The following is a 26,862-nucleotide window of genomic DNA, read 5'->3' on the forward strand; positions in this document are numbered from 1 at the left end:
GTCGGACAATGATATAAATTAGGTCAAACTATTTGGTGGGTATGGCCCCATCCCCTATCATTGCCCGCGAAATTGGGGAGGTACCGCTAAACCCTCCCCTTCCTTTACCGACTGTCCGACACCGAACCAGTGGGTTTCAGTCGACTGCCAATAAGGGGCATGCCGCGCATCGCCGCGGCGCTACGAATTCCAAATCTGAAAACTGAAGTACAGTGAGTTCTGAAATGAGTAATCATCATCGCCTGATCATTCTCGGTTCCGGCCCGGCTGGTTATACCGCCGCCATCTACGCTGCCCGCGCCAACCTGAACCCGGTGGTTATTACCGGTATGCAGCAGGGTGGCCAGCTGACCACCACCACAGAAGTAGAGAACTGGCCAGGCGGCGTGCACGACCTGCAGGGCCCTGACCTGATGGTGCAGATGCAGCAGCACGCCGAGCGCTTCGACACCAACATCATTTTCGATCACATCCACGAAGTGGACCTGAAACAGCGTCCGTTTACCCTGAAAGGTAACGAGACCTACACCTGTGACGCTCTGATTATCTCCACCGGCGCCTCCGCCCAGTACCTAGGCCTGCCCTCAGAAGAAGCATTCCAGGGACGCGGCGTGAGTGCCTGTGCTACCTGTGATGGATTTTTCTACCGCGATCAAAAAGTGATCGTGGTTGGCGGTGGCAACACGGCGGTAGAGGAAGCCCTGTACCTGTCCAATATCGCTGCCGAAGTTACCCTGGTGCATCGCCGCGATGAACTGCGCTCTGAGAAGATCCTGCAGGATCGCCTGATGGAAAAGGCAGAAAACGGCAATATCAATCTTTGCTGGCACCACACCCTGGACGAGGTCCTCGGTGATGACAATGGCGTGACCGGTGTTCGCCTGAAGAACGTGCAGGATGGCTCGACCAAGGAGCTGGACGTTTCCGGTGTTTTCATCGCCATCGGCCACAAGCCGAATACCGATATTTTTGCAGGCCAGCTTGAAATGAATGGCGGTTACATTGTGGTAGAGAGCGGCCTGAACGGTAACGCCACTCAGACGTCTGTGCCCGGCGTGTTTGCGGCAGGGGATGTATCCGACCACATTTACCGTCAGGCGGTTACCTCAGCGGGTACCGGTTGTATGGCGGCACTGGATGCTGAGCGCTACCTCGACGCCCAGTAATTCGCGCCGGGGCGTTTCCAGGAAGCGCTGATACGATGGTATAAAAGGCGGCTCTTGAGCCGCTTTTTTCGTTTCAGGCCGTATTCGATGGGTGAGCGAACTGCATGGATGACATCCTTACACTACTGGACCCCGAGCGGGTTGAGTTTCCCTGCACCAGCACAGCGCTGGCAGACCCAAATGGATTGCTGGCCGTCGGCGGCGATCTGACCCCGGAATGGCTATTGGCGGCATATACCAGGGGTATCTTCCCGTGGTATTCCGATGACCAGCCAATTCTCTGGTGGTCTCCCTCCCCTCGCTGCGTAGTCCGCCCACAGACACTGAAGTTTAGCCGCAGCCTGCGAAAGACTATCCGTCAGCAGCGTTTCGAGATTACCTTCGACCAGGCATTTGAGGATGTATTGTGTGGATGTGCAGCACCGCGGTCTGACGATTCGGGCACCTGGATCACAGATGACATGCACTGGGCTTATACGGAGATGCACGCGCGCGGCCATGCGCATTCGGTAGAGGCCTGGCAAGACGGTCAGCTGGTTGGCGGCCTGTACGGGCTCAATATAGGTCGCGTGTTTTTCGGGGAGTCCATGTTTCATCGGGCAGCGGATGCATCCAAGGTGGCCTTTGCCCATCTGGTTCGCCAGCTCAGCCTGTGGGGCTGCGAACTGATCGATTGCCAGGTCAGCAATCCGCATCTCGCCAGCCTCGGCGCGGAAGAAGTGCCTCGAGACGAGTTTGAGCAATTACTGGCAGAGGGTGTCACCCAGGCTTCCTTTCCCCACCCCTGGCCCACAAAAGCGGGCCCCGAACTATTTGCGGCCGACTAGCAAGTCAAAGAGCAGCGCAGAATGTTTGAGTTTTCGTTGACCACAAATTACCCTCGGGTCTAGAGATACCTATCAATTGGCGGAGAGAGAAAAGGCGTGGCGAAGGCAGACCATATTCGAGTCGAGCAGGCGACAGACCGGTGAGCCAATACTCCCAACTGGATTCTGTGCGCCTGCTGGCAACCATGCCACACCCCTGCGGCTACCTGGAGGACCAGGAAGCCACGACGGTGTTTGTCGACCCGCAAACGCCGGTCGATCAGCGCTTGTACAGTCGATTATCCGAGCTTGGGTTTCGCCGTAGTGGCAACTACCTGTACCGCCCTCAGTGCACGAGCTGCCAGGCCTGCGTACCTGCCCGGGTTCCGGTGGAGCTCTTTGTTCCCAATCGGAATCAACGGCGCTGCTGGCGCCGCAATCGGGACCTCGACGTGTTCCATCGGCAGGATATCGATACGGATGAGCACTATGCGCTCTACGCGCACTATATCGAGCAGCGCCATCGCGACGGTGAAATGTACCCGCCCAGTCGCGAACAATTCCGCAGCTTCCTGAATAACGCATGGGGCAGCACACGATACCTGGAGTTTCGCGCCCGTGACCGCCTGGTGGGCGTTGCGGTCACGGATGTGCTCAACGGCGGTGTATCCGCTATTTATACCTATTTCGACCCCGATGAGGTCAAGCGCAGCCTGGGAACCTACGCCATCCTTTACCAGATTGAGTGGACCCGCCGCCTGGGCTTGCCGAGTCTGTATCTGGGATACTGGATACGCCAGTGCGAAAAGATGGCCTATAAAAATCAGTTTCAGCCACTTGAATACCTGGTGGACAATCGCTGGACTCTCAAGTCGGACCAGACCGCCGGGTAACCCCTCCTCACAAATCTTCGGCAATTCCCGGATTCACTTGGCCTGCAGCCGCTTTTCGTGCAAAATGCACGCCCGTCGCACCGCCGGCTTTGGCGGAATAGCTAGTACACATCAATCAAAGGTTGCTGCCGCATGGCAAAAGACGATTACATTGAAATGGAAGGCGAGGTGATCGACACCCTGCCCAACACCACATTCCGCGTAAAACTGGAAAACGGACACGTGGTGATCGCGCATATCTCAGGCAAGATGCGCAAAAATTACATCCGTATTCTGACGGGTGACAAGGTCAAGGTAGAGCTGACCCCATACGACCTGAGCAAGGGCCGCATCACCTACCGCGCCCGCTGATTGCCGGACTGCAATTTCTCACGGAATTGCAGCTGCAATAAAAAAGCCACCTCATGAGGTGGCTTTTTGCGTTTCTGGATGGTTGACCGACGGTCAGTGGAGTGCCGGGACTGCGGTCCTGATCTTCAGCTGATCATCCTCGACAGTAACTTCAACCTTGCCACCCTCTTCCGAAAGCTCCCCAAAGAGCACGGCTTCCGCCAGTGGCTTGCGCAGCTTCTCGCGAATCAGGCGGGCCATTGGTCGCGCGCCCATCTTCTCGTCATAGCCGTTCACTGCCAGCCACTCGCGAGCTTCGTCGTCCACTTCCAGTGTCACGCGGGACTCGTCGAGCTGCGCCTGAAGCTCAACCACGAATTTATCCACCACCGTTTTCACCACGCCAATATCAAGCGCACCGAACTGGATGATGCTGTCGAGGCGATTGCGGAATTCTGGAGTGAACATTTTCTTGATCTCCTCCATGCCATCACTGCTGTGATCCTGGTTGGCGAAGCCAATTGAGCGGCGACTCATGACTTCCGCGCCGGCATTTGTGGTCATGATCAGAATAACGTTGCGGAAATCCGCTTTGCGCCCGTTGTTATCGGTTAGCGTGCCGTGATCCATCACTTGCAGCAGCAGGTTGAATACTTCCGGGTGCGCTTTCTCGATCTCATCCAGCAGCACAACACTGTGGGGGTGCTTGGTGACCGCGTCAGTAAGCAGGCCGCCCTGGTCAAAACCTACGTAGCCCGGAGGTGCACCGATCAGGCGTGACACCGTGTGGCGCTCCATGTACTCGGACATATCGAAACGAATCAGCTCGATCCCCATCACCTGCGCCAGTTGGCGGCAGAGCTCGGTTTTACCTACCCCAGTGGGGCCAGCAAACAGGAAGGAGCCAATGGGCTTCTCTTCCGCGCCAAGTCCGGCACGCGCCAGTTTGATCGAAGTGCTGAGGGCTTCGATGGCCAGATCCTGCCCGAAAACAACCATTTTCAGGTTTTCATCCAGCTTCGCCAGGGCGGCTTTGTCCGAGGCGGAAACACTTTTCGCAGGAATGCGAGCCATCTTCGCCACAACGTTTTCAATTTCAGTGACAGAAATGGTATCGATACGCTGATCTGCCGGTAGCAGTGCTTGATACGCACCCGCTTCATCGATCACATCAATGGCCTTATCAGGCAGGAAACGCTCGGTAATATGGCGATTTGCCAGTTGCGCAGCGGCTTCAAGGGCGGAATCGGTAAAGCGCACCTTGTGGTGGTCTTCAAAGCAGGACTTGAGGCCCTGCAGGATCTGCACCGTTTCCTCCACGGAAGGCTCGTGCACATCAATCTTCTGGAAGCGGCGGGAAAGCGCGCGATCTTTTTCAAAAATACCGCGGTATTCGTTGAAGGTGGTGGATCCAATACAGCGCAGCTGGCCGCTGGATAGCAGAGGCTTCAGTAGGTTTGAAGCATCCATCACCCCTCCGGACGCCGCACCGGCTCCGATGATGGTGTGGATTTCGTCAATAAACAGCACCGCGTGTTCGCGCTTCTTTAGCTCTGCAAGCAACGCCTTGAAGCGCTTTTCAAAATCCCCGCGATACTTGGTGCCCGCGAGAAGCGAGCCGAGATCGAGGGAATAAATTGTGCTTTCTTTCAGTGGCTCGGGCACTTCACCATCGACAATTCTGCGCGCAAGGCCTTCGGCAATTGCCGTTTTGCCGACACCAGACTCGCCAACAAGTAGCGGGTTGTTTTTTCGGCGGCGCGCCAGTACCTGGGTGACGCGCTCAACCTCTGGTGCCCGCCCTACCAGCGGATCAATTCGGCCCAGAATCGCTTCCTGGTTGAGGTTGGTGGCATAACTCTCCAGTGGATCGGAACCGCCGGATTCCGCTGCGCCTCCCAAATCTTCATCCACTTGCTCCGGAGACGGATCTGGATTGTTGTGCGCATTGTTGCCGCCGGAACTGACGCGGGAGATTCCATGGGTGATGTAGTTCACCACATCGATGCGCGCGACACTTTGCTGCTTCAGGTAGTAAACCGCCTGGCTTTCCTGCTCGCAAAAAATGGCAACCAGTACATTGGCGCCGGTTACTTCTTTCTTGCCTGACGACTGTACGTGGAAAACCGCCCGCTGCAGTACACGTTGAAACCCGAGCGTAGGCTGGGTTTCGCGCTCGGAATCATTCTCAGGAATGAGAGGCGTCGTGGAGTCAACAAACTCCAGGAGCTCGCGACGCAAGGCGCTGAGGTCGGCACCGCAGGCATGCAGGACATCCGCCGCAGATTCGTTGTCCAGCAGCGCCAGCAACAGGTGCTCCACGGTCATAAACTCGTGGCGTTTCGCCCGTGCACCCTTAAACGCTAGATTGAGCGTTACCTCTAAATCCTTGCTGAGCATCTAAACCTCAAAACCTTACTGGCCAATGTCGTCCGGATTGTCACTGAGCACACCCGGCATTCCTGAAGTATTGCCGGTTCCCCCGGCCGGTACTGTTGCGCCGGCATATCGGCCGACGACCTGAAAATCTCCTTTAACCCTCCTCGCCGCGCTCATCATCCTCGTCAGCTTCGATCTCGCACAGCAATGGATGTTCATTGTCGCGCGCGAACTGGTTTACCTGTGCGGCCTTGGTCTCCGCTATATCTCGAGTATAGACACCGCAGATCGCTTTTCCCTTAGTGTGCACCTGCAACATGAGTTGAGTGGCGCGCTCGCGATTTACGTAGAAGAACAGCTCGAGTGCCTCGACCACGAATTCCATTGGTGTGTAGTCGTCGTTGAGCATGACAACCTTGTACATCGGGGGGCGCTTGAGCTGCGGTCGGGCCTCCGCGAGCGCGGTGCCGCCCTCCCCTCCGTGAAAATCAAAGTCGTCGTTATCAGGACCTTGATTCGAGTGTAGTTTAATGATTTGTGAATTTCCCATAGCGCTAATCAATCAATCTTCAGGAATCAGTTCACAGTGCCGGCGTCAGCCTTCCTCTCGCCCTCAGCAAGCGATACGCAAGTCCGTACACCAGTCACCAGAATAGAAATGGCGAGCCGGCATTGTAACCGCAAACGGTAGCTGGCACAGCGCATCGGGGGGTATTCACTTGACAAGCGCTGGGCTGTTGGCTACAAGAGGTAGTAACCGCGCCAGTGGTTAACGAAGGTACACAATTATCGTGCGAATGATTTTGTACGAATAAAAAGCAAGCGCATGAAGCGCGATAACAATAACGACAACATGTATATAGGCGGCCTGCAGTCGCCCCGGCAATATTAGAGGGATTTCGCCATGCCTACCGGTACCGTTAAGTGGTTCAATAACGCCAAGGGATATGGATTTATTCTTGCTGACGAAGGTGGAGAAGATCTGTTCGCGCACTACTCGGCCATTCAGATGGACGGGTATCGCACCCTGAAAGCTGGCCAACAAGTGCAATTCGACATCATCCAGGGCGACAAGGGTTACCACGCAGCCAACATCAGCGCTGCCGATGCCCCTCGCCCGGCTTCTAGTCCAGCCCCCGCCCCACAGGTCGAGGCTGTCAGGGAGCAGGAAACCGAAGAAGTTCTCGACTGACTCATCTTCTGGAAGTGCGGCAGCCCGATTAGCTTCCGCACCTTCCTCAAATTCTGGCGTTACCGCCAGTCATTTGCGGCTATTCCGTAGCCCCTGCCTTCTGACGCCCCCATGATGGAACAAACGTTCCACTCCCACGGCGCACGCCGGGAAACCATCCTTGCCTGCAGTAAAATGACATAAAAAGGCCCCACACCTTGCGGTGCGGGGCCTTTTTTGTTTCTTGCCTGCTAAACAATCAAGCCATGTGCTTAATGACTTCGTCGCCGAACTCAGAGCAGGACTTCAGCGCAGCGCCGTCCATCAGGCGCTCGAAGTCATAGGTAACGGTCTTGGCTTCAATAGCGCCTTCCATACCTTTAACAACCAGCTCGGCGGCTTCGTTCCAGCCCAGGTGACGCAGCATCATTTCTGCGGACAGGATCAGGGAACCCGGGTTTACTTTGTCCTGACCAGCGTACTTCGGTGCAGTACCGTGAGTCGCTTCGAACAGGGCAACGTCGTCAGACAGGTTGGCACCCGGCGCGATACCGATACCGCCTACCTGCGCAGCCAGTGCGTCGGACAGGTAGTCGCCGTTCAGGTTCAGGGTGGCGATTACGTCGTACTCGGCCGGACGCAGCAGAATCTGCTGCAGCATGGCGTCGGCGATCACGTCCTTAACCACGATTTCCTTGCCGGTGTTCGGGTTTTTGAAGCTGCACCAGGGGCCGCCGTCGATCGGCTGAGCGCCGAACTCTTCGCGGGCCAGCTCGTAGCCCCAGTCCGCGAAAGCACCTTCGGTGAACTTCATGATGTTGCCTTTGTGTACCAGGGTCAGGGAGTCGCGGTCCTGATCGATGGTGTACTGCAGGGCTTTGCGCACCAGGCGCTTGGTGCCTTCTTCGGAAACCGGCTTAACACCGATACCCACTTCTTGCGGGAAGCGGATTTTCTTAACGCCCATCTCTTCCTGCAGGAACTTAACCACTTTCTTGGCTTCGTCGGTGCCGGCTTTCCACTCGATACCGGCGTAGATGTCTTCGGAGTTCTCGCGGAAGATCACCATGTCTACCTTGTTCGGCTCTTTAACCGGAGAAGGTACACCGCTGAACCAGCGTACCGGACGCTGACATACGTACAGGTCCAGCTCCTGGCGCAGGGCAACGTTCAGGGAGCGGAAACCGCCGCCCACCGGGGTGGTCAGCGGGCCTTTAATGCTGACAACGTATTCTTTGATGGCTTCCAGGGTTTCTGCTGGGAACCAGTCGCCGCTGTAGGTTTCAGCTGCTTTCTCACCGCAGAAGATTTCCATCCATGCGATGGCTTTTTCGTCGCTGTATGCCTTGCTTACGGCAGCGTCGATCACTTTGCGCATTACCGGGGTAATATCCACGCCGATGCCGTCACCTTCGATAAACGGAATGATCGGGGTGTTCGGTACGTTCAGAGAACCATCTGCGTTGACTGTGACTTTTTCGCCGTTGGCCGGCACTTGGATATGACCCATTAAGTTGACTCCCGTAACTCTTTGACTAAACGTCCGGCTTTTTCGGGGAAATCTCGGCATAATGTGCCGAAATTCCGCTGCCGGTCATGGTTGCCGCCCATTGTTTGCGTCGTTGCACACGCCGAGCCGGCTAAAAATCGGCGGGATTATACCAATATCCGGCCGTTTTTGTAGTTTCATTACATCCAAGGCGGGATGCGCGTAATCTGCGAATACGGCCACAGGGCTTATATTGAGTGCTATGAGCAAGCTGATCCTGCTGAACAAGCCCTACGGGGTTCTCTGCCAGTTTACGGACCCGGATGGACGTCCCACCCTGGCCGATTTCGTCCCCGAGCCGGATGTCTACGCCGCTGGTCGCCTCGATTTCGACTCCGAAGGCCTGCTGCTACTCACCGCTGACGGCCAACTTCAGCACCGCATCGCACACCCCAGAAACAAGTTGCCGAAAGTCTACTGGGCGCAGGTGGAAGGTGAAATCACTGACGACGCGCTGTTGCAGTTGCGGCTGGGCGTCACTCTGAAGGACGGAGAAACCGCGCCGGCAAAAGCCCGGATCATCCCGGAACCAGTGATTTGGCCGCGTAACCCGCCGATCCGCGAACGCAAGTCGATCCCCACCTCCTGGATCGAGCTGACAATCACCGAGGGGCGCAATCGTCAGGTTCGCCGAATGACCGCGGCGGTGGGGTTTCCCACGCTGCGCCTGATCCGGCGGGCGATTGGCGACTGGCAGGTCGGCGACCTCCCCCCGGGGCAGTACCGAATTGAACAAGTAAAAATGCCGGTGGTCCCGGCAAGAGCGGGCAAGCCTCGCAGCACTAAGTCCTCCACCGGGAGAAACCCTCGGAAGCCGCGTAAAAACGCCGCCCCCGCCTCCAGCCGGAACCGAAACAATCGAAATCCTGGGCGATCGCACTGATTTTGCAACGGGGGCTACGCTGATATAGACCGGTGGCGCGGGAGTATTCCGGACACGACCAGGTCAAGCGGCAACAAGCAGCGGTGGGATAGACACGGCTAAATTGGTCACTGACTTCAATCGCAGGTAAAATGCGCCCCCATTTTCCCGCCCCAGTGCGGTTCTGAGGGTATCGCAGGGTTGAAAACCCGCGCTTGCCCCTTACTGATACAACCCGGTAGTTCATGTCAGATTCGGAATCACCAGTGTCTTTAACGCCTTCATCATTAGTGCCTGCGGGTAAACGCGTCATCGTCGGTATGTCCGGGGGTGTCGACTCTTCCGTGGCCGCCCTTCTGCTAATGCAGCAGGGTTATCAGGTGGAAGGGCTGTTTATGAAAAACTGGGACGAGGACGACGGCACCGAATACTGCACGGCCAAGCAGGATTTGGCGGACGCAGAGTCCGTTTGCGCGCGCCTGGGCATCAAGTTGCACACGGCCAATTTCGCCGCTGAGTACTGGGACAATGTGTTCGAGTATTTTCTCGCCGAATACAAGGCCGGGCGCACCCCAAACCCCGATATCCTGTGCAACCGCGAAATCAAGTTCAAAGTTTTTCTCGAGTACGCGGAAATGCTCGGAGCTGACGCCATCGCTACCGGTCACTACACCCGTCGCATCGATCAGGGCGGCCATACGTATCTCGGCAAGGGCCTGGATCCCAATAAGGACCAGAGCTATTTCCTGCACGCTGTAGGCGAAGCGGAATTTGCCAAATCGCTATTCCCTCTGGGAGAGCTGGAAAAACCGGAAGTCCGTCGAATCGCGGAAGAGAACGGCTTTATCACACACAGCAAAAAGGACAGCACCGGTATCTGCTTTATCGGTGAGCGCCGGTTCAAGGATTTCCTGGAGCAATACCTGCCGGCCCAGCCCGGTGAGATGCAGACGCCGGATGGCGAGGTGATGGGTCAACACGCCGGACTGATGTACCACACCATCGGCCAGCGCCAGGGCCTGGGTATCGGCGGCGTTAAAGGTGCAGGTGATCAGCCCTGGTATGTGGTCGGCAAGGATCTTTCGCGCAATGTACTGCTGGTCGCCCAGGGCAAGCACCACCCTCTTCTGTATGCCACTGGCCTGGAAGCAACTCAGGCGCACTGGATCAACGGTGCTCCGCCAGCCCAGGCATTCCGGGCCGCGGCAAAAACCCGCTATCGCCAGAGTGACCAGGATTGTGATGTTCTAGTCGGTGAAAATGGCAAGATCACAATGACGTTCGACGAGCCGCAGCGCGCAATCACGCCAGGCCAGTCAGTGGTGATCTATCAGGGTGACATCTGCCTCGGAGGCGCCGTCATCGACCGCGCCACAGGCGTAGGCGATGTCGAGAGCGACGGACCGGAACACGCACCGAAAGCCAAAAAATCCGCAGGGAGCAACTTTTGAGTAATTGGCGAGATCAAGCACTGGCGCTGGCAGGAGTATTCCAATCAGCCATTCTCGTTGAGCGGCTGGCAAAGACGGCTACCGCGCCAGCCGACCAGATGGAAACCGCGATTTACAGCCTGTTTCAGCAGAATCCTGAAACCACCGAGGACGTATTCGGCGGCGTCGAGAAATTGCTTCCCGGCCTGCGCGCGGCGCGCCAGCTGATTGCTACGCGCAATCATCCAGAATACACCGATTGCCTGCGCTACGTGCTATCGATCCTGTACCTGCAACGACAGCTGGCGAAGAAACCAGACCTGCTTTCCATTATTGGCAGCCGCCTGGAAAAGGCGCAGCTGCAAATGGATCATTTTGGCATTGGTCACGAAAATGTGTCGGCCAATCTTGCGAGTATTTACAGCGACACTCTGAGCACCTTCCGCTTCCGGATCCAGGTACTCGGTGACTTTAACTACCTCCAGCAGCAGCGCATCGCCAATCAGATTCGAACCATGCTGTTTGCCGGCGTGCGGTCCGCCATGCTGTGGCGCCAGCTTGGCGGCCGCCGTTTGCACCTTTTATTCCAGCGCAAAAAACTGATCGCTGAAATGGATGCCCTGGTATCCAAGTACGAATCCCTGGAACACTGATTTTTTACATTTACGCCGGACGTTAAATCTGGCAAGAGCTCACTACCGGAGAGACACAATGACTGTCGAGCTATCCGCACTGACCGCGGTTTCCCCCATTGATGGACGCTACGAAAGCAAAACCGCCCCCCTGCGCGATATTTTCAGCGAGTACGGCCTGATCCGCGCACGCGTGGAAGTGGAAGTACGCTGGCTGCAACAGCTGGCCCGCCATGAAAAAATTGCCGAAGTGCAGCCGTTCACCGGTAACAGCAATCAGATTCTCGACGATATCGTTGCCCAGTTTTCCGTGGATGATGCCGAGCGCATCAAGGAAATCGAGCGCACTACCAACCACGACGTAAAGGCGGTTGAGTACTTCCTGAAGGAAAAAGTGAAAGGCGATGAGCAGCTGAATGCGGTGAATGAGTTCATCCACTTCGCCTGTACTTCTGAAGACATCAACAACCTGTCACACGCGCTAATGCTGCGCGCCGGTCGCGACCAGGTTTTGCTGCCAGCCATGAACCAGATCGTCAGTGAGATCGCCACCCTGGCGAAAACCTTCGCCGACGTCCCCATGCTGTCCCGCACTCACGGTCAGACCGCCAGCCCCACCACCGTCGGTAAAGAACTGGCCAACGTGGTTGCGCGCCTGCGCCGTCAGGTAAAGCAGATTCACGAAGTGGAGCTGCTGGGTAAAATCAACGGTGCGGTAGGTAACTACAACGCACACCTGTCGGCCTACCCGGATGTGGACTGGCAGCAGAACGCGGAAGAGTTCGTTACTTCCCTCGGCCTGTCCTGGAACCCCTACACCACCCAGATCGAACCCCACGATTATATTGCCGAGCTGTTCGACGCCATTGCCCGCTTCAACACCATCCTGATCGACTTCGATCGCGATATCTGGGGCTACATCTCCCTGGGTTACTTCAAGCAGAAAGTGGTTGCCGGTGAAGTGGGTTCCTCCACCATGCCGCACAAGGTGAACCCGATCGACTTCGAGAACTCCGAAGGCAACCTGGGTATCGCCAACGCTGTATTCCAGCACCTGGCAGCCAAACTGCCGGTTTCCCGCTGGCAGCGCGACCTGACCGACTCCACCGTGCTGCGCAATATGGGCGTGGGCGCGGGCTACTCCGTGATTGCCTACGCGGCCACCATGAAGGGCCTGGGCAAACTGGAAATCAACCGCGCGCGCCTGGAAGAAGATCTGAACAACGCCTGGGAAGTTCTGGCGGAGCCGATTCAGACCGTTATGCGTCGCTACAACATCGAAGAGCCCTACGAAAAACTGAAGGCGCTGACCCGCGGTCAGGGCATCACCAAAGAAACTCTGGCGGCGTTTATCGATGGGCTGGATATGCCGGAAGAAGCCAAGCAGTCTCTGCGCGAGATGACCCCGGCTTCCTACATCGGTAATGCCGTGGCCCAGGCCAACAATATCTAATCCAGTTTCCAGAAAACGACCGGGAGCGCAGCATGTCAGCGTCGGGCCAGAATAAAGCAGTACAACCTCTGACCCACCTGGGCGATATGCCGGTGGAGACTTTTTTGCGGGATTACTGGCAAAAGAAGCCTCTGCTCATTCGCAATGCGTTTCCCGGGTTCGAAACACCCATCACCGGCGAAGAACTCGCCGGTATGGCGCTGGAAGAACAGATTGAATCCCGCCTGATCGAAGAGCGCGGTGCAGATGGCCCCTGGCAACTGCGCAGTGGTCCCTTCACCGAAGAAGACTTTTTCGGACTGCCGAAATCCCACTGGACGCTGCTGGTACAGGCGGTGGACCAGTGGATTCCGGAAGTAGCGGAACTCAAAGAGTACTTTCGCTTTATCCCGGACTGGCGTCTTGATGACGTAATGATCAGTTACGCCGCCGATCAGGGCAGCGTCGGTCCCCATTACGACTTCTACGACGTGTTCCTGCTGCAAGCAGAAGGCGTGCGGCGCTGGCAATTGGGCCCCAAGGCGGATGCCAGTAGCCCGCGTATAGAAGGTACACCGCTGAACATTCTGCGGGACTTTGAGGCCGAGGCCAGCTGGGAGCTGGAGCCCGGCGATATGCTCTATTTGCCACCGCAGTTCAGCCACTGGGGCGTCGCCGAGGGAGGCTGCACCACAATTTCTATTGGCTTCCGTGCCCCTTCTGCGCGCACCTTGCTGGAAGATCTGGGCGGCGAACTGGCCGCGCATCTGCCCGACCATATTCGCTACAGTGACCAGGATCTCGCGCGGCCCGCAAACCCTGCAGAAATTGATCCTGCTACGGTAGCCCGGGTCCAGGGGCAACTGAGTGAGTGGCTAAAGCAGCCGGAAACCGTCGCCCGCTGGTTTGGCGCCATCATGACGGAATCCAAGTACCCGGAAACCGTCGCCCTGGATGCCGGCAGCGCGGAAGACTGGCGCGAACAGCTGGAAGAAGGTGGCATCCTGATTTTGAACCCGGGGTCCCGCAGCGCCTTCTCTCGCGACCCGGAGCTACTGTTTGTCGACGGCGAGCCCTTCCCTGCCCCGCTGCTGTTTGCAGAGGCCTTTTGCGACAGCCGCACGATCACCCACGGGGAGATCGTCGGTTACCCGGAGCTGGCGGCTGAAAATGGTTTGATCGACCAGCTGGTTTCCCAGGGCAGTCTCATTTACCCTGAACAACTCGAATACGATGATCAGGATGATGAGTAGGAGTTCGCTTCATGAGTCTGTTTGTACGCCTGGCTGATTGGCAGACGGACCGGGATGCCATTCGCAGCATCCGCCAGAAGGTCTTTGTGGAAGAACAGCATGTGCCGCCAGAGTTGGAGTGGGACGAACTGGAAGAATCCGCCCAGCATTTTCTGGTGTATTACGAAAATAAGCCCATCGGTACCGGTCGCCTCACCGGCGGTGGCAAGATCGGCCGCATGGCGATTCTGAAGGAAGCCCGCGGTCTCGGTGCGGGTCTGGAGCTACTGCGCCGCATCTGTAAATTTGCCGGGCTTTCCGGGCAGAAGAACGTTTATCTGAATGCCCAGGTGCAGGCGATTCCTTTCTACGAGCGCGCGGGCTTCGTCGCCGCGGGAGAGGAATTTATGGAAGCGGGAATTCCCCACGTGCGCATGGAGCGCACCCTCAACGAGAAAGAGCCCAGCGAAAATCTCGATGACTGGAACCGCTGATCGACGCAAACGACTGCAGGCAGGCGCCACACCCGATGCGCCTGCCGTAGATACACTCGAAAACAGTGGTGCTTGCGCAGAAGCGCTGGTTCAACTGCTTTCAGAAAGTCGCCGCAAGGTGCGGATCTTTTCCCAGTATCTCGCCCGCCCACTGTTCCACCGCTCCGAGTGTGTTGAAGCACTTTCGCAATTTGCCCGCCGCAGCCGTTACGCCCGGGTCGAAATCCTGATCACCGACAGCGATCCCCTGCTGCGCCAGCCCCACCTGTTACTACCGTTAATTCAACGCCTCGACAGCCGTATCAGCCTGCGAAAAATACAAAACACCAGTGAACCCACCGATTGGGAATTTGTGATTGCAGACGATCGCCAGAGCATGCTGATATCCGATTCTGCAAAATGGATTGGTCAGTACCGCGGTGACGACCCGGTCAGAAACAGGAAGCTCCAGGAAGTGTTTGAGCAGAACTGGCTGAATGCGCGTCCGGATCCGGCGCTGCGCCGTTTCGTGCTGTGAGAATTTCCGCCAGTCCTAAACCTTAAACAATACGCTCGGGAACCGTGCTTGGCTCCAGCCGAATCGCAATATATTTCGATGTGGGCGTAAAGCTCCCGAGACCAAAGCTCTCCAGCGGCACCAGGGGATTTGCTTCCGGATAATAGGCTGCGGCCTGTCCCTTTGGGATATCAAAGGCAATCAGCTTGAAGCCCGTAATACGGCGCTGCTTGTCATCACTCCAGATGGAGACCACATCCACCGATTGCCTGTCTTCAAAGCCCAATCGGTGAATATCCTCGATATGCGCGAACAACACACGGCGATCACCTTTGATCCCGCGATAGCGGTCATCGAGACCGTAAATCGTGGTGTTGTACTGGTCGTGTGAGCGCAATGTTTGCAGTACCAGGTCGGCCTTGTGTTCGGGCTTACCAATTTTTTCCAGTACCGCCTGTGGTAACGGCGCCGGCAGCGATTCGGCGGTGAAGTTGGCCTTGCCGGTCTCGGTGCGCCACTGGCGCAACCCCGCCGGGTTTTGCAGGTAAAAGCCTCCGGGCTGCTGGATCTTTTCGTTAAAGCCTTCAAATCCCGGAATCACATCGGCAATCAGGTCGCGAATACGGCCGTAGTCATCAATCAGTGTTTGCCAGGGAACGGGATTCGATCCAAGCGTAGCCTGGGCAATTCCGGCAATGATCGCCGGTTCCGAGCGCATTTCCGCGGAAAGCGGGCGCAATTGACCGTATGACGCGTGCACCATGCTGAAGGAATCCTCCACGGTGACCGCCTGTGGTCCGCCGGCCTGGATGTCGATATCGGTACGCCCCAGGCATGGCAGAATCAACGCTTCGCGACCGGTGACAAGATGGCTGCGATTGAGTTTGGTACTGATCTGTACCGTCAGATCGCAGTTTCGCAACGCTTCGTGAGTTTCCTCGGTATCCGGAGTGGCCTGAGCGAAGTTACCGCCCAAACCGATAAATACTTTGACGTCGCCGCGTCCCATTGCCTCGATGGTTTTCACCACATTCAGGCCGTGCTCCCGGGGTACCTGAATTTTGAATCGTTTCGCCAATGCATCCAGCAGCCATTGGGGAGGACTTTCATCAATGCCCATGGTGCGATCGCCCTGCACGTTGCTGTGCCCGCGCACCGGGCACAAACCTGCTCCGGGCTTGCCAATCTGGCCGCGCAACATTTGCAGATTGGCGATTTCCTGAATGGTGGCGACGGAATGGCGGTGCTGGGTGATCCCCATCGCCCAGCAAATTATGGTCGCCTCACTGCGGCAGAAAATATGCGCGGCCCGCTCCAGCTCGGCCAGTTCCAAACCGGAAAAGGTGAGGATTTCGTCCCAGCTTGTATCCTCGACAGCCTGCCGGTATTCCTCAAAACCCTGACAGTGTTCATCGATAAATTCGCGATCCAGCGGGCCCGCATCGGACTCTCCTCGCGCATCGGCTTCGTCCTGCCATTGCAGCACAAACTTGGCGATACCGCGCATCACCGCAATATCGCCACCCAGCGCGGGTCGAAAATAGGCGGTGTGCATGGCGAACGATTTGTTGGTAAGCATCTGCAGCGGATCTTGCGGCGCCTGGAATTTTTCCAGCCCGCGCTCGCGCAGTGGGTTGAACACCACTACCTGTGCACCCCGCGCTACAGCTTCGCTGAGCGGCTCCAACATGCGCGGGTGATTGGTGCCTGGGTTCTGGCCGATCACGAAAATGGCTTCTGCGTGGTCGAAGTCTTCGTAAGTGACGGTGCCTTTGCCGGTGCCGATACTGGCTTTCAGTGCAACGCCACTGGCTTCGTGGCACATATTCGAGCAGTCCGGCAGGTTGTTGGTGCCGAATACGCGCGCAAATAATTGATAGAGAAACGCGGCTTCATTGCTCGCGCGACCGGAGGTATAAAACGCGGCGTGATCCGGGAAATCTAACCCTTGCAGGTGGTCGGCGATTTTCTGAAATGCCTGATCCCAGGTAATCGGGCGGTAGTGATCGCGATCGCGATCGCGGTCATACACCATCGGCTGCGTGAGCCGCCCCTGATATTCCAGCCAGTAGTCATCCTGAGCGAGAAGATCCCGCACGCTGTGCTCGGCAAAAAATGATTCATCGACGCCGCGACCAGAGGCCTCCCAATTCACTGCCTTGGCGCCGTTCTCGCAAAAGCGAATGCGCCCCTCTTTCGGCGCCTCGCCCCAGGCACACCCGGGACAATCGAACCCGCCGTTCTGGTTGGTTTGCAACATTGCGCGCAGATTCTTGAATGGCTGGCGGCTTTCCAGCCAGGCATGAGCCACACTGCGCAACGCACCCCACCCTGCAGCAGGGCGCTGGTAGGGTCGGAATCGAAAACGGTCTACCGGGGTCTTCACAGTACGCATACCTCTCAGTGATGATGGGTTGCCGGAATACTTTAGCGCCGCACACCGAGCGCGCTGTAGACTCGAGGCGTACCTGCCGCAGGAACATGGATCAGGTTGAGCCTATAGCGCCGCGCCCAGCGCACGGCGATGTCGGAAGGAGATGACAAACTCACCAGGGTTGCCACCCCACAGGACACTGCTTTTTGAACCAGTTCGAACCCGCAGCGGCTACTGATGGCAATAAATCCCCGGTCCAGTGGCCATCCATACCGGACACACCCGCCGATCAATTTATCCAGCGCATTGTGGCGACCAATATCTTCCCTGCAGATCCGGGTATGCCCCTGCACGTCCACATAGATCGCCGCATGCATGGCACCGCTAATGTTGCGCGAGGGCTGACTGTCGCTGAAGCGTGTTCGAAGGTCGTGCAGGTGTCCGGGAGAAGGTAGATTGCTGTAGTCGGCGCCGTCTATGACGTTGTGGGCCGGGTTGAGCACCTTTCTCAGCGCTTCGACGCCACATAATCCACACGCACTAGAACCCGCATCGGTGCGGCGCATTTTATTTCGATCAACTTTGTACTGGTGAAAGGCGCGCTGACTGATCACAACGTTCAGATAGATGGCGTCCTGCTCAGTGTTAATTTCCAGATCGAGAAGCTGCTTTTCACTGCAAACAATCCCTGATGCCAGAGAATACCCCAGGACGAAATCTTCCAGTGCCTCCGGCGTTGCCATCATCACAGCGTGATTCAGTCCGTTGTAGCTAATCGCAACCGCAACTTCACTCGCGAGCTTTTGATATCCGGGCTGGGCATCACCAACGTGGCTCTCGTGGGCGTGGAATTCGTAGCCAACAGAGGGCGGACTTTTGCTCATTACTTAACTGAAACTCAATTTGACGTCCCGTCAGCTTACACAAAGAAAAAGCCCCGCGTGTGCGGGGCTTTGGATTTTCCGAAGATTATGTCGTGAAGCCACGACATGGCAGCGCTTAGCCCTGGCTGGCCTTGAATTCGCGGCGACGGCGGTGCAGGACGGGCTCTGTATAGCCATTCGGCTGCGCACAGCCCTCGAATACCAGCTCACAGGCGGCCTGAAAAGCGATGCTGCGATCAAATTCCGGCGCCATTGGGCGATAAGCGGGATCTGCGGCATTCTGGCGATCCACTACAGCGGCCATACGCTGCATGGTTTCCCGCACCTGCTCATCGGTACAGATACCCTGCTTCAGCCAGTTAGCAATGTGCTGGGAGGAAATCCGCAAGGTGGCGCGGTCTTCCATCAGGCCCACATCGTTGATATCGGGCACCTTGGAACAGCCAACGCCCTGGTCAATCCAGCGCACCACATAGCCGAGGATGCCTTGCGCGTTGTTATCCAGTTCGCGCTGGATATCCGCATCGCTCCAATCGGTGTTCTCTGCCACTGGCACAGTCAGGATATCGTCCAGGCTGGCGGGTTTGCGGCTCGCCAGCTGGTCCTGCACTTCCGCTACATTTACCTGGTGGTAATGCAGGGCGTGCAGGGTGGCGGCTGTCGGAGACGGAACCCAGGCGGTATTGGCGCCGGCTTTCGGGTGGCCAATTTTGGCCTCCATCATCGCCGCCATCTGGTCGGGGATGGGCCACATGCCCTTGCCGATTTGCGCACGGCCTTTGAGTCCGGTGGCGAGGCCGGTATCCACGTTCCAGTCTTCGTAAGCGGCAATCCACTTGGACTGCTTCATTTCACCTTTGCGGATCATCGGACCCGCCAGCATGGAGGTGTGGATTTCGTCACCGGTACGGTCCAGGAAGCCGGTATTGATAAACACCACGCGCTCCTGAGCGGCGGCGATACAGGCCTTGAGGTTGACCGTGGTACGGCGCTCCTCATCCATAATGCCCATTTTTACCGTATTGCGTGCGAGACCGAGGGCGTCTTCCACCCGGTTGAACAGCGTATTGGCAAAGGCCACTTCTTCCGGGCCGTGCATTTTCGGCTTTACGATATACACGCTGCCTGCGCGGGAGTTGCGCAGCGAGCCTTCACCTTTCAGGTCGTGAATGGCGATCAGGCTAGTGATCATCGCATCGAGGATACCTTCCGGCACTTCGTTGCCGTCTTTGTCCAGCACCGCATCGTTGGTCATCAGGTGACCCACGTTGCGCACAAACATCAGGCTGCGGCCGGGCAAAGTTAATTCGCCGCCCTCGGCGCCCTTGTATTCGCGGTCGGCGTTAAGCGTGCGCACCACTTCGCGGCCGCCCTTGTTCAGGGTCTCTTGGAGATCGCCCTTCATCAGGCCCAGCCAGTTGCGGTACACGATGACTTTATCTTCTGCATCGACGGCGGCCACGGAGTCTTCGCAATCCATAATGGTGGTCAGCGCCGCTTCCACCAGGATGTCTTTCACTCCGGCTCTGTCGGTTTGGCCGATGGGGCTGTTGCGGTCAATCTGGATTTCAAAATGCAGGCCGTTATGGCCCAGCAGAATGGCTTCCGGCGCGTCCTGGGCACCGCGGTATCCCAGGTACTGGCGGCTGTTTTGCAGTGCGGTAACTTTGCCATTGCCCAGCTCAGCCTCCAGTAAAGAGCCGTTGATACGGTATTCGGTAACATCCTTGTGGCTGACGCCGTTTAACGGCGCCGCCTGGTCGAGGAAATCGCGGCCGAACTCAATCACCTTGGCACCGCGCACCGGGTTGTAGTCCCCAGCCTTCTCCGCGCCGTTCTCTTCGCTGATAACGTCAGTACCGTAGAGTGCGTCGTACAGGCTGCCCCAGCGGGCGTTGGCCGCATTCAGGGCGTATCGGGCGTTCATCACCGGCACCACCAACTGAGGGCCTGCCATGGTGGCGATTTCCGCATCGACGTTTTCGGTTTTTGCAGTGAAATCCGCTGACGCGTCCACCAGGTAACCTATCTCTTTCAGGAAGGCCCTGTACTTGTCGAGGTCACGAAACCCGTTGGGGTTATCGCTGTACCACTGGTCCATCTGCGCCTGAATCTGATCGCGCTTGGCGAGCAGCTCGCGGTTGACCGGGGCAAGGTCGTTGACGACTTTTTCGAACTCCGCCCAGAACACTTCCTCGTTGATACCGGTTCCCGGAATCACTTCATTCGCGATCAATGCGTGTAGTTCTGTAGCGATCTGCAGACCGCCGATACGGACTCTTTCCGTCATGGTTGACCTCTTGGTACTGGTGAGTGCTGCGGCATTCTAAACATGGCAACCCCCATATCACTAATTTATAGGTGCAATCTTCACTATTCGTGAAATGAATTAATTGTGGGGCTCCAGCTTAAAGTTGACGGCCCACATCGAGAATCAGGCGCCGCATCCAGCGGTGCGGCGCGCTTTGTTGCAACAGCGGGCTCCACGCCATCTTCAATTCCAGGGGGGGAATCTTGACTGGCGGCTCGCGCAAAACCACCCGTGGATTGCTGGAGGCCAACTGAGCCAGGCGGGTGGGAACGGTGACAATCAGGTCGCTCTGCTCTGCCAGCAACATCGCAACCTGATAGTGACGGGTAAACACCGAGATATCACGTTTGCGACCCAGACGGCCAATGGCCTCATCCACCCAGCCCAGGCGCTGTACGTCTTCCGGGTTCACCCCGACGCCAACGCCCATGCCGGTTTTACTCACCCAGATATGCTGCGCCCCCAGGTAACTCTCCAGATTGTAGTCTTGCAGTATCGGGTTATCCGCGCGCAGGACGCAGGAGAAGGTATCGCTCCATATGGTCGCCTGATGGAAGCTCTGGGGCATGGAATCAAAGCGGTTGATAACCATGTCGACCTTGCCCTGCTCCACATCCACAAAGCTCACATCGCTGGGAGTCATGATGTCTAGACTGATACCTGGAGCGCCCACCCGCAGCTGCTTGAGCAGCGGTGGAATCAGTGTGGATTCTGCATAGTCACTCGCCATGATACGGAAGGTGCGGCGCGCATCCGTCGGCGTAAAGTCCCGGTTCGGCTGGATTACTTGATCAATTGCCGCAAGCGCCTCGCGCACCATGGGTTGCAGCTCCATCGCGCGCTCCGTGGGCATCATTCCCTCCCGGGTGCGCACCAGCAGCGGGTCACCAAACAGTTCGCGCAGGCGTTTCAACCCGTTACTCATGGCCGGCTGGGACAGCCCCAGGTGGCTGGCCGCACGGGTCACATTGCGCTCCCTGAGCAATACGTCCAGGTACACCAGGAGGTTGAGATCGGCTCTTTCCAGATTCATCGGCACACTCGCTACCGGACTTCTTTGACCGGTGGTTTTTATGGTTTCCAGGCTATCTGGTCATGTTCACGCTATACATCCACTCGACATATTCATGCGTTGTATAGTGAGAATAATGACAATAAATTAGCCAAATTATGCCAGCACTCCTAGGATACGCACAACCTATTCGCAGTCACCGTTCAAGGGAAAATTGCCATGTCCACTTACGCAAATGAGATCGAAACAGCCGCCAAGCTGTGTGACACCAACGGCAGCGCCTGGGATGCCATCAACCCGGAATCCATCGCGCGCATGCGCCTGCAGAACAAGTTCAAAACCGGCCTGGATATCGCGCGCTACACGGCGGATATCATGCGCAAGGACATGGACGCTTACGACCAGGACACCTCCAAGTACACCCAGTCTCTGGGTTGCTGGCACGGTTTTATCGGTCAGCAGAAGATGATCTCCATCAAGAAGCACTTCGAGGGCAATACCGACCGCCGCTACCTGTACCTGTCCGGCTGGATGGTTGCAGCACTTCGCAGTGAGTTTGGCCCCCTGCCCGACCAGTCCATGCACGAGAAGACTTCCGTAGCTGCGCTGATTGAAGAGCTGTACACCTTCCTGCGCCAGGCGGATGCCCGCGAGCTGGGCGGCTTGTTCCGCGAGCTGGATGCGGCCCGTGAAGCCGGTGATCAGGTAAAGGCAAAAGCCCTTCAGAACCAGATCGACAACCATGTGACCCACGTTGTACCGATCATCGCGGACATCGACGCCGGTTTTGGTAACGCGGAAGCGACCTACCTGCTGGCCAAGAAAATGATTGAAGCCGGTGCCTGCTGTATTCAGATCGAAAACCAGGTGTCCGACGAGAAGCAGTGCGGTCACCAGGACGGCAAGGTAACCGTGCCTCACGAGGACTTCCTGGCCAAGATTCGCGCCGTGCGTTACGCCTTCCTTGAGCTCGGCGTCGATAACGGTGTGATCGTTGCCCGTACCGACTCCCTGGGTGCCGGCCTCACCAAGCAGATCGCGGTGACCAATGAACCCGGTGACCTGGGCGACCAGTACAACAGCTTCCTGGACTGCGAAGAAGTGGCCGCAAGCGACCTGAAAAACGGCGATGTGATCATCAACCGCGAAGGCAAGCTGCTGCGACCGAAGCGCCTGGCTTCCAACCTGTTCCAGTTCAAGAAGGGCACCGGCGAAGCCCGCTGCATTCTGGATAGCGTGACCTCCCTGCAGAACGGTGCCGACCTGATCTGGATCGAAACCGAGAAGCCCCATGTGCGTCAGATCGGCGCCATGATGGATGAGATTCGCAAACAGGTGCCGAATGCCAAGCTGGTGTACAACAACAGCCCGTCCTTCAACTGGACCCTGAATTTCCGCCAGCAGGTATTCGATGCGTGGAAAGAAGAAGGCAAGGACGTGACCGCATACGATCGCGACAAACTGATGAGCGCCGAGTACGACGACACCGAACTGTCTCAGGCGGCGGACGAGAAAATCCGTACCTTCCAGGCAGACGCTGCCCGTGAAGCCGGCATCTTCCACCACCTCATCACCCTGCCCACCTACCACACTGCGGCCCTGTCTACCGACAACCTGGCCAAAGAATACTTCGGTGAGAAAGGCATGCTGGGCTACGTGGAAGGCGTGCAGCGCAAAGAAATCCGCCAGGGTATCGCCTGCGTTAAGCACCAGAACATGGCCGGCTCCGACATGGGCGACGACCACAAAGAATACTTTGCTGGTGACGCTGCCCTGAAAGCAGCGGGTAAAGACAACACCATGAACCAGTTTGGTTGATTTGTTGAAGTTGATTCGTTTGAGCCGATTCATACCCTGAGAATCGTTTCACTCACTTATTGGGCCGCTTTGCGGCCCTTTTTTGTTTACCGGTCTCACTGTACTTTCGCCTGCTCGACCGTGTGTAGCTGTCGAACGCCACCGGCGAAGTGGCTGTCGTAAATATGAACTAGGCTTTAGGCAATTCCGCAAAGATTTCACATTGCCTATGTCTACCGAATTGCCAGTCAGTGGCCATGTTCTTGTGTTGAACTGTGGAAGTTCGTCGCTGAAGTTTGCTGTTATTGATCCTCGCAGCGGCGAAGTTTCCCTAAGCGGTATAGGCGATCAGCTGGGGCAGCCTGAACCGATAGTCAACTGGAAACAAGATGGCAAACGGTATTCGCAACCTCTGCCCGAAGGGGCCAGAAATACCGAAGTGATCGCGTTTCTTGTGGAGCAGATTCTGCAGCCACAGGAACAACTGCTCAGGCAAATTGTCGCCATCGGCCATCGCGTGGTTCACGGTGGAGAGAAGTTTTCACAATCGGTACTGATCGATGATGCGGTGATCCGGGCCATCCAACAGTGCGTTGCACTGGCCCCACTACACAACCCTGCGCACTTGTTGGGTATAAAGGCGGCGACTGCGGCCTTTCCGGATTTGCCACAGATAGCCGTGTTCGATACCGCCTTTCACCAGTCAATGCCGCGCCACGCATACATCTACGCCCTGCCCTACGCTCTCTACCGCGAACACGGAATTCGTCGCTATGGCATGCATGGCACCAGCCACCGATTTGTCACGGAGCGCGCCTCCGCTCTGCTCGCGATCCCCGCTGACAAGATCAATATCATTTCAGCGCACCTGGGCAACGGTGCATCCATTACCGCCATCGCTGGTGGCAAGAGTGTCGATACCAGCATGGGCCTTACGCCACTGGAAGGTCTGGTGATGGGAACGCGCAGCGGCGATGTTGATCCGGGGCTGCTCATGCACCTTGGGGCGCGAATGGATTACTGTCTGAAAGAGATCAACGACCTGCTGAACAAAAAAAGTGGGCTCCTGGGAATTTCGGAGCTCAGCAATGATTGCCGTGCCCTGGAACAGGCTGCTGCAAATGGGCACGAGGGCGCTCAACTCGCTCTTGATATTTTCTGCTACCGGCTCACGAAGTATATCGCCGCCTATCACGGTGTATTACCCAGCGTCGATGCGGTGGTATTTACCGGGGGCATCGGCGAAAACTCATCACTGATCCGGGAAAAAGTGTTGTTGCAACTGCACGGTCTTGGCTATCGGCTCGACAGCGAAGCAAACAGGAAAACGCGTTTTGGGGCTGAAGGGGCAATTCACGGTCGTATCGACGGGAACCACGAAAAGCCAGTACTCGTGATCCCTACCAACGAGGAGTGGGTGATAGCCCGGGATGCCGCGCGACTGATACCTCGCGGCAGGGGCCACTAATAATGCCACGTACGATTATGCTGGTGCCCATCAGTGCCGGTGTCGGCATCACCTCTGTCAGCCTTGGTGCGTTACGGGCGCTTGAAAGAGATGGCGTGAGTGTTAGTTTTTACAAGCCCATTGCTGAGACGGTAAAAAATACGCGCAATCGGGACCGCAGTAACGAAATCCTGCGCAAGGCGTCCAATCTTAAGGTGGCAGAATCTTTCAGCATGCAGCACGCGGAATCCATGATTGGCCATGACGACTTGGCGGATCTGCTGGAAGAAGTGCTCGCTCGCTTCAACGAGGATGCACGGAAAGCGGACGTTGCCATTGTCGAAGGATTGGTACCCAATGCCGAAAACCAGTTTGCCAACCTGCTCAATCTGCAGATCGCCAAAACACTGGATGCGGAAATCGTTCTGGTGGTGTGTCCGAACCTGGATTCCACGCAACAATTGAAAGATCGCCTGGAAGTCGCCATGACCACGTTTGGCGGCACCAGTTCCGGTCGTGTGGTGGGGTGCATCGTCAATAAGGTCGGCGCGCCCTCTCAGGTTCCAGATGCGCCGGGTGCTGATATTACCGGTGTCTTTGAAGGGCCACGAATGCGCCGTGGCAGTCTGGAAATCCTGTCGCTGTTTGGTAAAAGCCCGCTACCGATCATTGGCTGCATTCCATGGAATGCCGATCTGGTAGCGCCGCGTGCAAAAGATCTTGCGGATCACTTTCAGGCCGAAATCATCAATTACGGTGAACTGGAGAGCCGAAGGCTACACAGCGTTACTTTTTGTTCCCGCTCCCTCGGCAACATGATTTACCGTTTTGAGCCGGGTTCCATGCTGGTAACCTCTGGCGACAGACCGGATGTAATTGTCGCAGCCTGTCTCGCCGCAATGAACGGGATCAAGATTGGCTGCCTGCTATTGACCGGTGGTTATCATATTGAATCGCAGGTGCGAAAACTGTGCGGTCCGGCGATGGAAACCGGTCTCCCGGTGATTCTTGTGGAGAGCAACACCTGGCAAACTGCCCTGCAATTACAGTCATTTAATACCGAAACACCGACCGATGATATCGACCGCATTGAGAAAGTTCAGGATTTCATTGCCGGTCACCTCGACAATCACTGGCTAGAGTCCCTCGGCAAAGACTCCAACCGACCCAAGCGCCTGTCCCCGCCCGCATTCCGCTATCACCTGACAGAGCTTGCGCGCCGAGCCAACAAGCGAATCGTGTTACCGGAAGGCGATGAGCCACGAACCGTCAAAGCCGCCGTGGTATGCGCCGAGCGAGGTATTGCGCGGCCTGTTTTGCTCGGCGATCCAAAGGAGATCCACCGAGTCGCGGAACAACAGGGAATTACGCTCGCCGACAAGGTCGAAATCATCGACCCCAAGAACGCACGCAACAAGTTTGTGGATGCGATGGTGGAACTGCGCAAGAGCAAAGGTCTGACCGAGATTGTCGCCAAGGAACAACTGCAGGACAACGTGGTTCTGGGCACAATGATGCTGGCGGAGGGCGAAGTGGATGGACTGGTCTCAGGTGCTGTCCATACCACCGCGAATACAATCCGCCCTGCCCTGCAGCTGATTAAAACAGCCCCCGGCGCCAGCCTGGTATCTTCAGTGTTTTTTATGCTGCTGCCAGATCAGGTACTGGTATACGGAGACTGCGCAATTAATCCGGATCCCAACGCGGAAGAACTTGCGGATATCGCCATACAGTCGGCAGACTCGGCGGAGGCATTTGGTATTGAACCCCGGGTGGCGATGATCAGCTATTCGACGGGGACTTCCGGCACCGGGAGTGATGTCGACAAGGTTCGAGAGGCAACAAAACTGGCACAGGAAAAGCGACCGGATCTGGTTATTGATGGGCCTCTTCAGTATGACGCGGCGATCATGGAAAATGTCGCGAAGAAGAAAGCCCCGGATAGCCCGGTGGCCGGGCGCGCAACGGTATTTATTTTTCCCGACCTGAATACAGGCAATACCACTTATAAGGCCGTACAGAGGAGCGCCGACCTCATCAGTATTGGCCCCATGCTGCAGGGGATGCGAAAGCCAGTGAACGACCTGTCGCGCGGTGCGCTCGTGGAGGATATTATTTATACGATTGCATTGACCGCAATACAGGCAAGCCAGCTGGAAAACTGA

General features: G+C 56.8%; 22 protein-coding genes. 15 read left to right on the top strand and 7 right to left on the bottom strand.

Annotated features, from left to right (window positions below; genetic code table 11):
- The first annotated feature begins 224 nt into the window (after positions 1–224).
- The 4 genes from trxB (at position 225) to infA (ending at position 3,216) form a co-directional block, all read left to right on the top strand.
- Entirely contained in the window at positions 225–1,166 is a 942-nt protein-coding gene (trxB, locus tag ACYX4K_RS06305; protein WP_475092971.1) for a thioredoxin-disulfide reductase, read from the top strand.
- A gap of 104 nt (positions 1,167–1,270) precedes the next feature.
- Complete coding sequence (aat, locus tag ACYX4K_RS06310; RefSeq protein ID WP_475092970.1) at positions 1,271–1,993, top strand: leucyl/phenylalanyl-tRNA--protein transferase; 723 nt, start codon at positions 1,271–1,273, stop codon at positions 1,991–1,993.
- A 140-nt stretch (positions 1,994–2,133) separates the two neighbouring features.
- Positions 2,134–2,865 (top strand): arginyltransferase, encoded by a 732-nt coding sequence (locus ACYX4K_RS06315; RefSeq protein WP_475092969.1) that lies wholly within the window; start codon positions 2,134–2,136, stop codon positions 2,863–2,865.
- A gap of 132 nt (positions 2,866–2,997) precedes the next feature.
- Positions 2,998–3,216, top strand: a complete 219-nt coding sequence (gene infA / locus ACYX4K_RS06320) for a translation initiation factor IF-1 (protein ID WP_010130378.1) — start codon at positions 2,998–3,000, stop codon at positions 3,214–3,216.
- 93 nt (positions 3,217–3,309) lie between these two features.
- On the opposite strand, the gene clpA is transcribed toward infA, so the two are convergent.
- Both clpA and clpS read right to left on the bottom strand, forming a co-directional pair.
- Positions 3,310–5,595 (bottom strand): ATP-dependent Clp protease ATP-binding subunit ClpA, encoded by a 2,286-nt coding sequence (gene clpA / locus ACYX4K_RS06325; RefSeq protein WP_475092968.1) that lies wholly within the window; start codon positions 5,593–5,595, stop codon positions 3,310–3,312.
- A gap of 133 nt (positions 5,596–5,728) precedes the next feature.
- Entirely contained in the window at positions 5,729–6,124 is a 396-nt protein-coding gene (clpS, locus tag ACYX4K_RS06330) for an ATP-dependent Clp protease adapter ClpS (RefSeq protein ID WP_475092967.1), read from the bottom strand.
- Between the two features lie 354 nt (positions 6,125–6,478).
- On the opposite strand from clpS, the gene cspD reads away from it, so the two are divergent.
- Positions 6,479–6,766: a cold shock domain-containing protein CspD gene (gene cspD, locus ACYX4K_RS06335; protein ID WP_475092966.1), complete on the top strand. Its 288-nt coding sequence runs from the start codon at positions 6,479–6,481 to the stop codon at positions 6,764–6,766.
- A gap of 238 nt (positions 6,767–7,004) precedes the next feature.
- On the opposite strand, the gene icd is transcribed toward cspD, so the two are convergent.
- Positions 7,005–8,255, bottom strand: coding sequence for an NADP-dependent isocitrate dehydrogenase (gene icd / locus ACYX4K_RS06340; protein WP_475092965.1), 1,251 nt, complete (start codon positions 8,253–8,255; stop codon positions 7,005–7,007).
- A gap of 241 nt (positions 8,256–8,496) precedes the next feature.
- On the opposite strand from icd, the gene ACYX4K_RS06345 reads away from it, so the two are divergent.
- The 7 genes from ACYX4K_RS06345 (at position 8,497) to ACYX4K_RS06375 (ending at position 14,893) form a co-directional block, all read left to right on the top strand.
- Positions 8,497–9,177, top strand: coding sequence for a pseudouridine synthase (locus ACYX4K_RS06345; protein ID WP_475092964.1), 681 nt, complete (start codon positions 8,497–8,499; stop codon positions 9,175–9,177).
- Between the two features lie 245 nt (positions 9,178–9,422).
- Complete coding sequence (gene mnmA, locus ACYX4K_RS06350) at positions 9,423–10,607, top strand: tRNA 2-thiouridine(34) synthase MnmA (protein WP_475092963.1); 1,185 nt, start codon at positions 9,423–9,425, stop codon at positions 10,605–10,607.
- Positions 10,604–11,239 carry a high frequency lysogenization protein HflD gene (hflD, locus tag ACYX4K_RS06355; RefSeq protein WP_475092962.1) on the top strand — a complete coding sequence of 212 codons (636 nt, stop codon included), beginning with the start codon at positions 10,604–10,606 and terminating at the stop codon, positions 11,237–11,239. The genes mnmA and hflD overlap by 4 nt, the downstream gene beginning before the upstream one ends.
- 58 nt (positions 11,240–11,297) lie before the next feature.
- Positions 11,298–12,671 carry an adenylosuccinate lyase gene (gene purB, locus ACYX4K_RS06360; RefSeq protein ID WP_475092961.1) on the top strand — a complete coding sequence of 458 codons (1,374 nt, stop codon included), beginning with the start codon at positions 11,298–11,300 and terminating at the stop codon, positions 12,669–12,671.
- A gap of 32 nt (positions 12,672–12,703) precedes the next feature.
- Positions 12,704–13,903: a JmjC domain-containing protein gene (locus ACYX4K_RS06365; protein WP_475092960.1), complete on the top strand. Its 1,200-nt coding sequence runs from the start codon at positions 12,704–12,706 to the stop codon at positions 13,901–13,903.
- Positions 13,904–13,914: 11 nt separating this feature from the next.
- The gene (locus ACYX4K_RS06370) at positions 13,915–14,376 is read left to right on the top strand and encodes a GNAT family N-acetyltransferase (RefSeq protein WP_475092959.1); all 462 of its coding nucleotides are present in this window, start codon (positions 13,915–13,917) and stop codon (positions 14,374–14,376) included.
- The gene (locus ACYX4K_RS06375) at positions 14,360–14,893 is read left to right on the top strand and encodes a DUF7931 domain-containing protein (protein WP_475092958.1); all 534 of its coding nucleotides are present in this window, start codon (positions 14,360–14,362) and stop codon (positions 14,891–14,893) included. The genes ACYX4K_RS06370 and ACYX4K_RS06375 overlap by 17 nt, the downstream gene beginning before the upstream one ends.
- A gap of 22 nt (positions 14,894–14,915) precedes the next feature.
- On the opposite strand, the gene ACYX4K_RS06380 is transcribed toward ACYX4K_RS06375, so the two are convergent.
- The 4 genes from ACYX4K_RS06380 to ACYX4K_RS06395 form a co-directional block, all read right to left on the bottom strand.
- A complete protein-coding gene (locus tag ACYX4K_RS06380; protein ID WP_475092957.1) occupies positions 14,916–17,267 on the bottom strand; it encodes an FdhF/YdeP family oxidoreductase in 2,352 nt (783 codons plus the stop codon).
- 32 nt (positions 17,268–17,299) lie between these two features.
- A complete protein-coding gene (fdhD, locus tag ACYX4K_RS06385) occupies positions 17,300–18,130 on the bottom strand; it encodes a formate dehydrogenase accessory sulfurtransferase FdhD (RefSeq protein ID WP_475092956.1) in 831 nt (276 codons plus the stop codon).
- A 115-nt stretch (positions 18,131–18,245) separates the two neighbouring features.
- Positions 18,246–20,420 (bottom strand): malate synthase G, encoded by a 2,175-nt coding sequence (locus tag ACYX4K_RS06390; RefSeq protein ID WP_475092955.1) that lies wholly within the window; start codon positions 20,418–20,420, stop codon positions 18,246–18,248.
- A 118-nt stretch (positions 20,421–20,538) separates the two neighbouring features.
- Positions 20,539–21,474 (bottom strand): LysR family transcriptional regulator, encoded by a 936-nt coding sequence (locus tag ACYX4K_RS06395; RefSeq protein ID WP_475092954.1) that lies wholly within the window; start codon positions 21,472–21,474, stop codon positions 20,539–20,541.
- A 198-nt stretch (positions 21,475–21,672) separates the two neighbouring features.
- Between ACYX4K_RS06395 and ACYX4K_RS06400 the strand changes: the two genes are divergently transcribed.
- From ACYX4K_RS06400 to pta, 3 genes are all read left to right on the top strand, one after another.
- Entirely contained in the window at positions 21,673–23,271 is a 1,599-nt protein-coding gene (locus ACYX4K_RS06400) for an isocitrate lyase (RefSeq protein WP_475092953.1), read from the top strand.
- Between the two features lie 208 nt (positions 23,272–23,479).
- Positions 23,480–24,718, top strand: a complete 1,239-nt coding sequence (locus ACYX4K_RS06405; RefSeq protein ID WP_475092952.1) for an acetate kinase — start codon at positions 23,480–23,482, stop codon at positions 24,716–24,718.
- Positions 24,719–24,720: 2 nt separating this feature from the next.
- A complete protein-coding gene (pta, locus tag ACYX4K_RS06410) occupies positions 24,721–26,862 on the top strand; it encodes a phosphate acetyltransferase (RefSeq protein WP_475092951.1) in 2,142 nt (713 codons plus the stop codon).

The sequence above is a fragment of the Microbulbifer sp. ABF4_107 genome, from assembly GCF_056312215.1.

Excerpts from the sequence above, each read along its gene's own strand:
- aat (WP_475092970.1), top strand. The coding sequence starts at position 1,271 with ATGGATGACATCCTTACACTACTGGACCCCGAGCGGGTTGAGTTTCCC.
- ACYX4K_RS06365 (WP_475092960.1), top strand. The coding sequence starts at position 12,704 with ATGTCAGCGTCGGGCCAGAATAAAGCAGTACAACCTCTGACCCACCTG.
- icd (WP_475092965.1), bottom strand. The coding sequence starts at position 8,255 with ATGGGTCATATCCAAGTGCCGGCCAACGGCGAAAAAGTCACAGTCAAC.
- pta (WP_475092951.1), top strand. The coding sequence starts at position 24,721 with ATGCCACGTACGATTATGCTGGTGCCCATCAGTGCCGGTGTCGGCATC.
- ACYX4K_RS06375 (WP_475092958.1), top strand. The coding sequence starts at position 14,360 with ATGACTGGAACCGCTGATCGACGCAAACGACTGCAGGCAGGCGCCACA.
- ACYX4K_RS06395 (WP_475092954.1), bottom strand. The coding sequence starts at position 21,474 with ATGAATCTGGAAAGAGCCGATCTCAACCTCCTGGTGTACCTGGACGTA.
- ACYX4K_RS06370 (WP_475092959.1), top strand. The coding sequence starts at position 13,915 with ATGAGTCTGTTTGTACGCCTGGCTGATTGGCAGACGGACCGGGATGCC.
- infA (WP_010130378.1), top strand. The coding sequence starts at position 2,998 with ATGGCAAAAGACGATTACATTGAAATGGAAGGCGAGGTGATCGACACC.
- ACYX4K_RS06400 (WP_475092953.1), top strand. The coding sequence starts at position 21,673 with ATGTCCACTTACGCAAATGAGATCGAAACAGCCGCCAAGCTGTGTGAC.
- clpS (WP_475092967.1), bottom strand. The coding sequence starts at position 6,124 with ATGGGAAATTCACAAATCATTAAACTACACTCGAATCAAGGTCCTGAT.
- ACYX4K_RS06345 (WP_475092964.1), top strand. The coding sequence starts at position 8,497 with ATGAGCAAGCTGATCCTGCTGAACAAGCCCTACGGGGTTCTCTGCCAG.
- fdhD (WP_475092956.1), bottom strand. The coding sequence starts at position 18,130 with ATGAGCAAAAGTCCGCCCTCTGTTGGCTACGAATTCCACGCCCACGAG.
- clpA (WP_475092968.1), bottom strand. The coding sequence starts at position 5,595 with ATGCTCAGCAAGGATTTAGAGGTAACGCTCAATCTAGCGTTTAAGGGT.
- trxB (WP_475092971.1), top strand. The coding sequence starts at position 225 with ATGAGTAATCATCATCGCCTGATCATTCTCGGTTCCGGCCCGGCTGGT.
- cspD (WP_475092966.1), top strand. The coding sequence starts at position 6,479 with ATGCCTACCGGTACCGTTAAGTGGTTCAATAACGCCAAGGGATATGGA.
- purB (WP_475092961.1), top strand. The coding sequence starts at position 11,298 with ATGACTGTCGAGCTATCCGCACTGACCGCGGTTTCCCCCATTGATGGA.
- ACYX4K_RS06390 (WP_475092955.1), bottom strand. The coding sequence starts at position 20,420 with ATGACGGAAAGAGTCCGTATCGGCGGTCTGCAGATCGCTACAGAACTA.
- ACYX4K_RS06380 (WP_475092957.1), bottom strand. The coding sequence starts at position 17,267 with ATGCGTACTGTGAAGACCCCGGTAGACCGTTTTCGATTCCGACCCTAC.
- ACYX4K_RS06405 (WP_475092952.1), top strand. The coding sequence starts at position 23,480 with ATGTCTACCGAATTGCCAGTCAGTGGCCATGTTCTTGTGTTGAACTGT.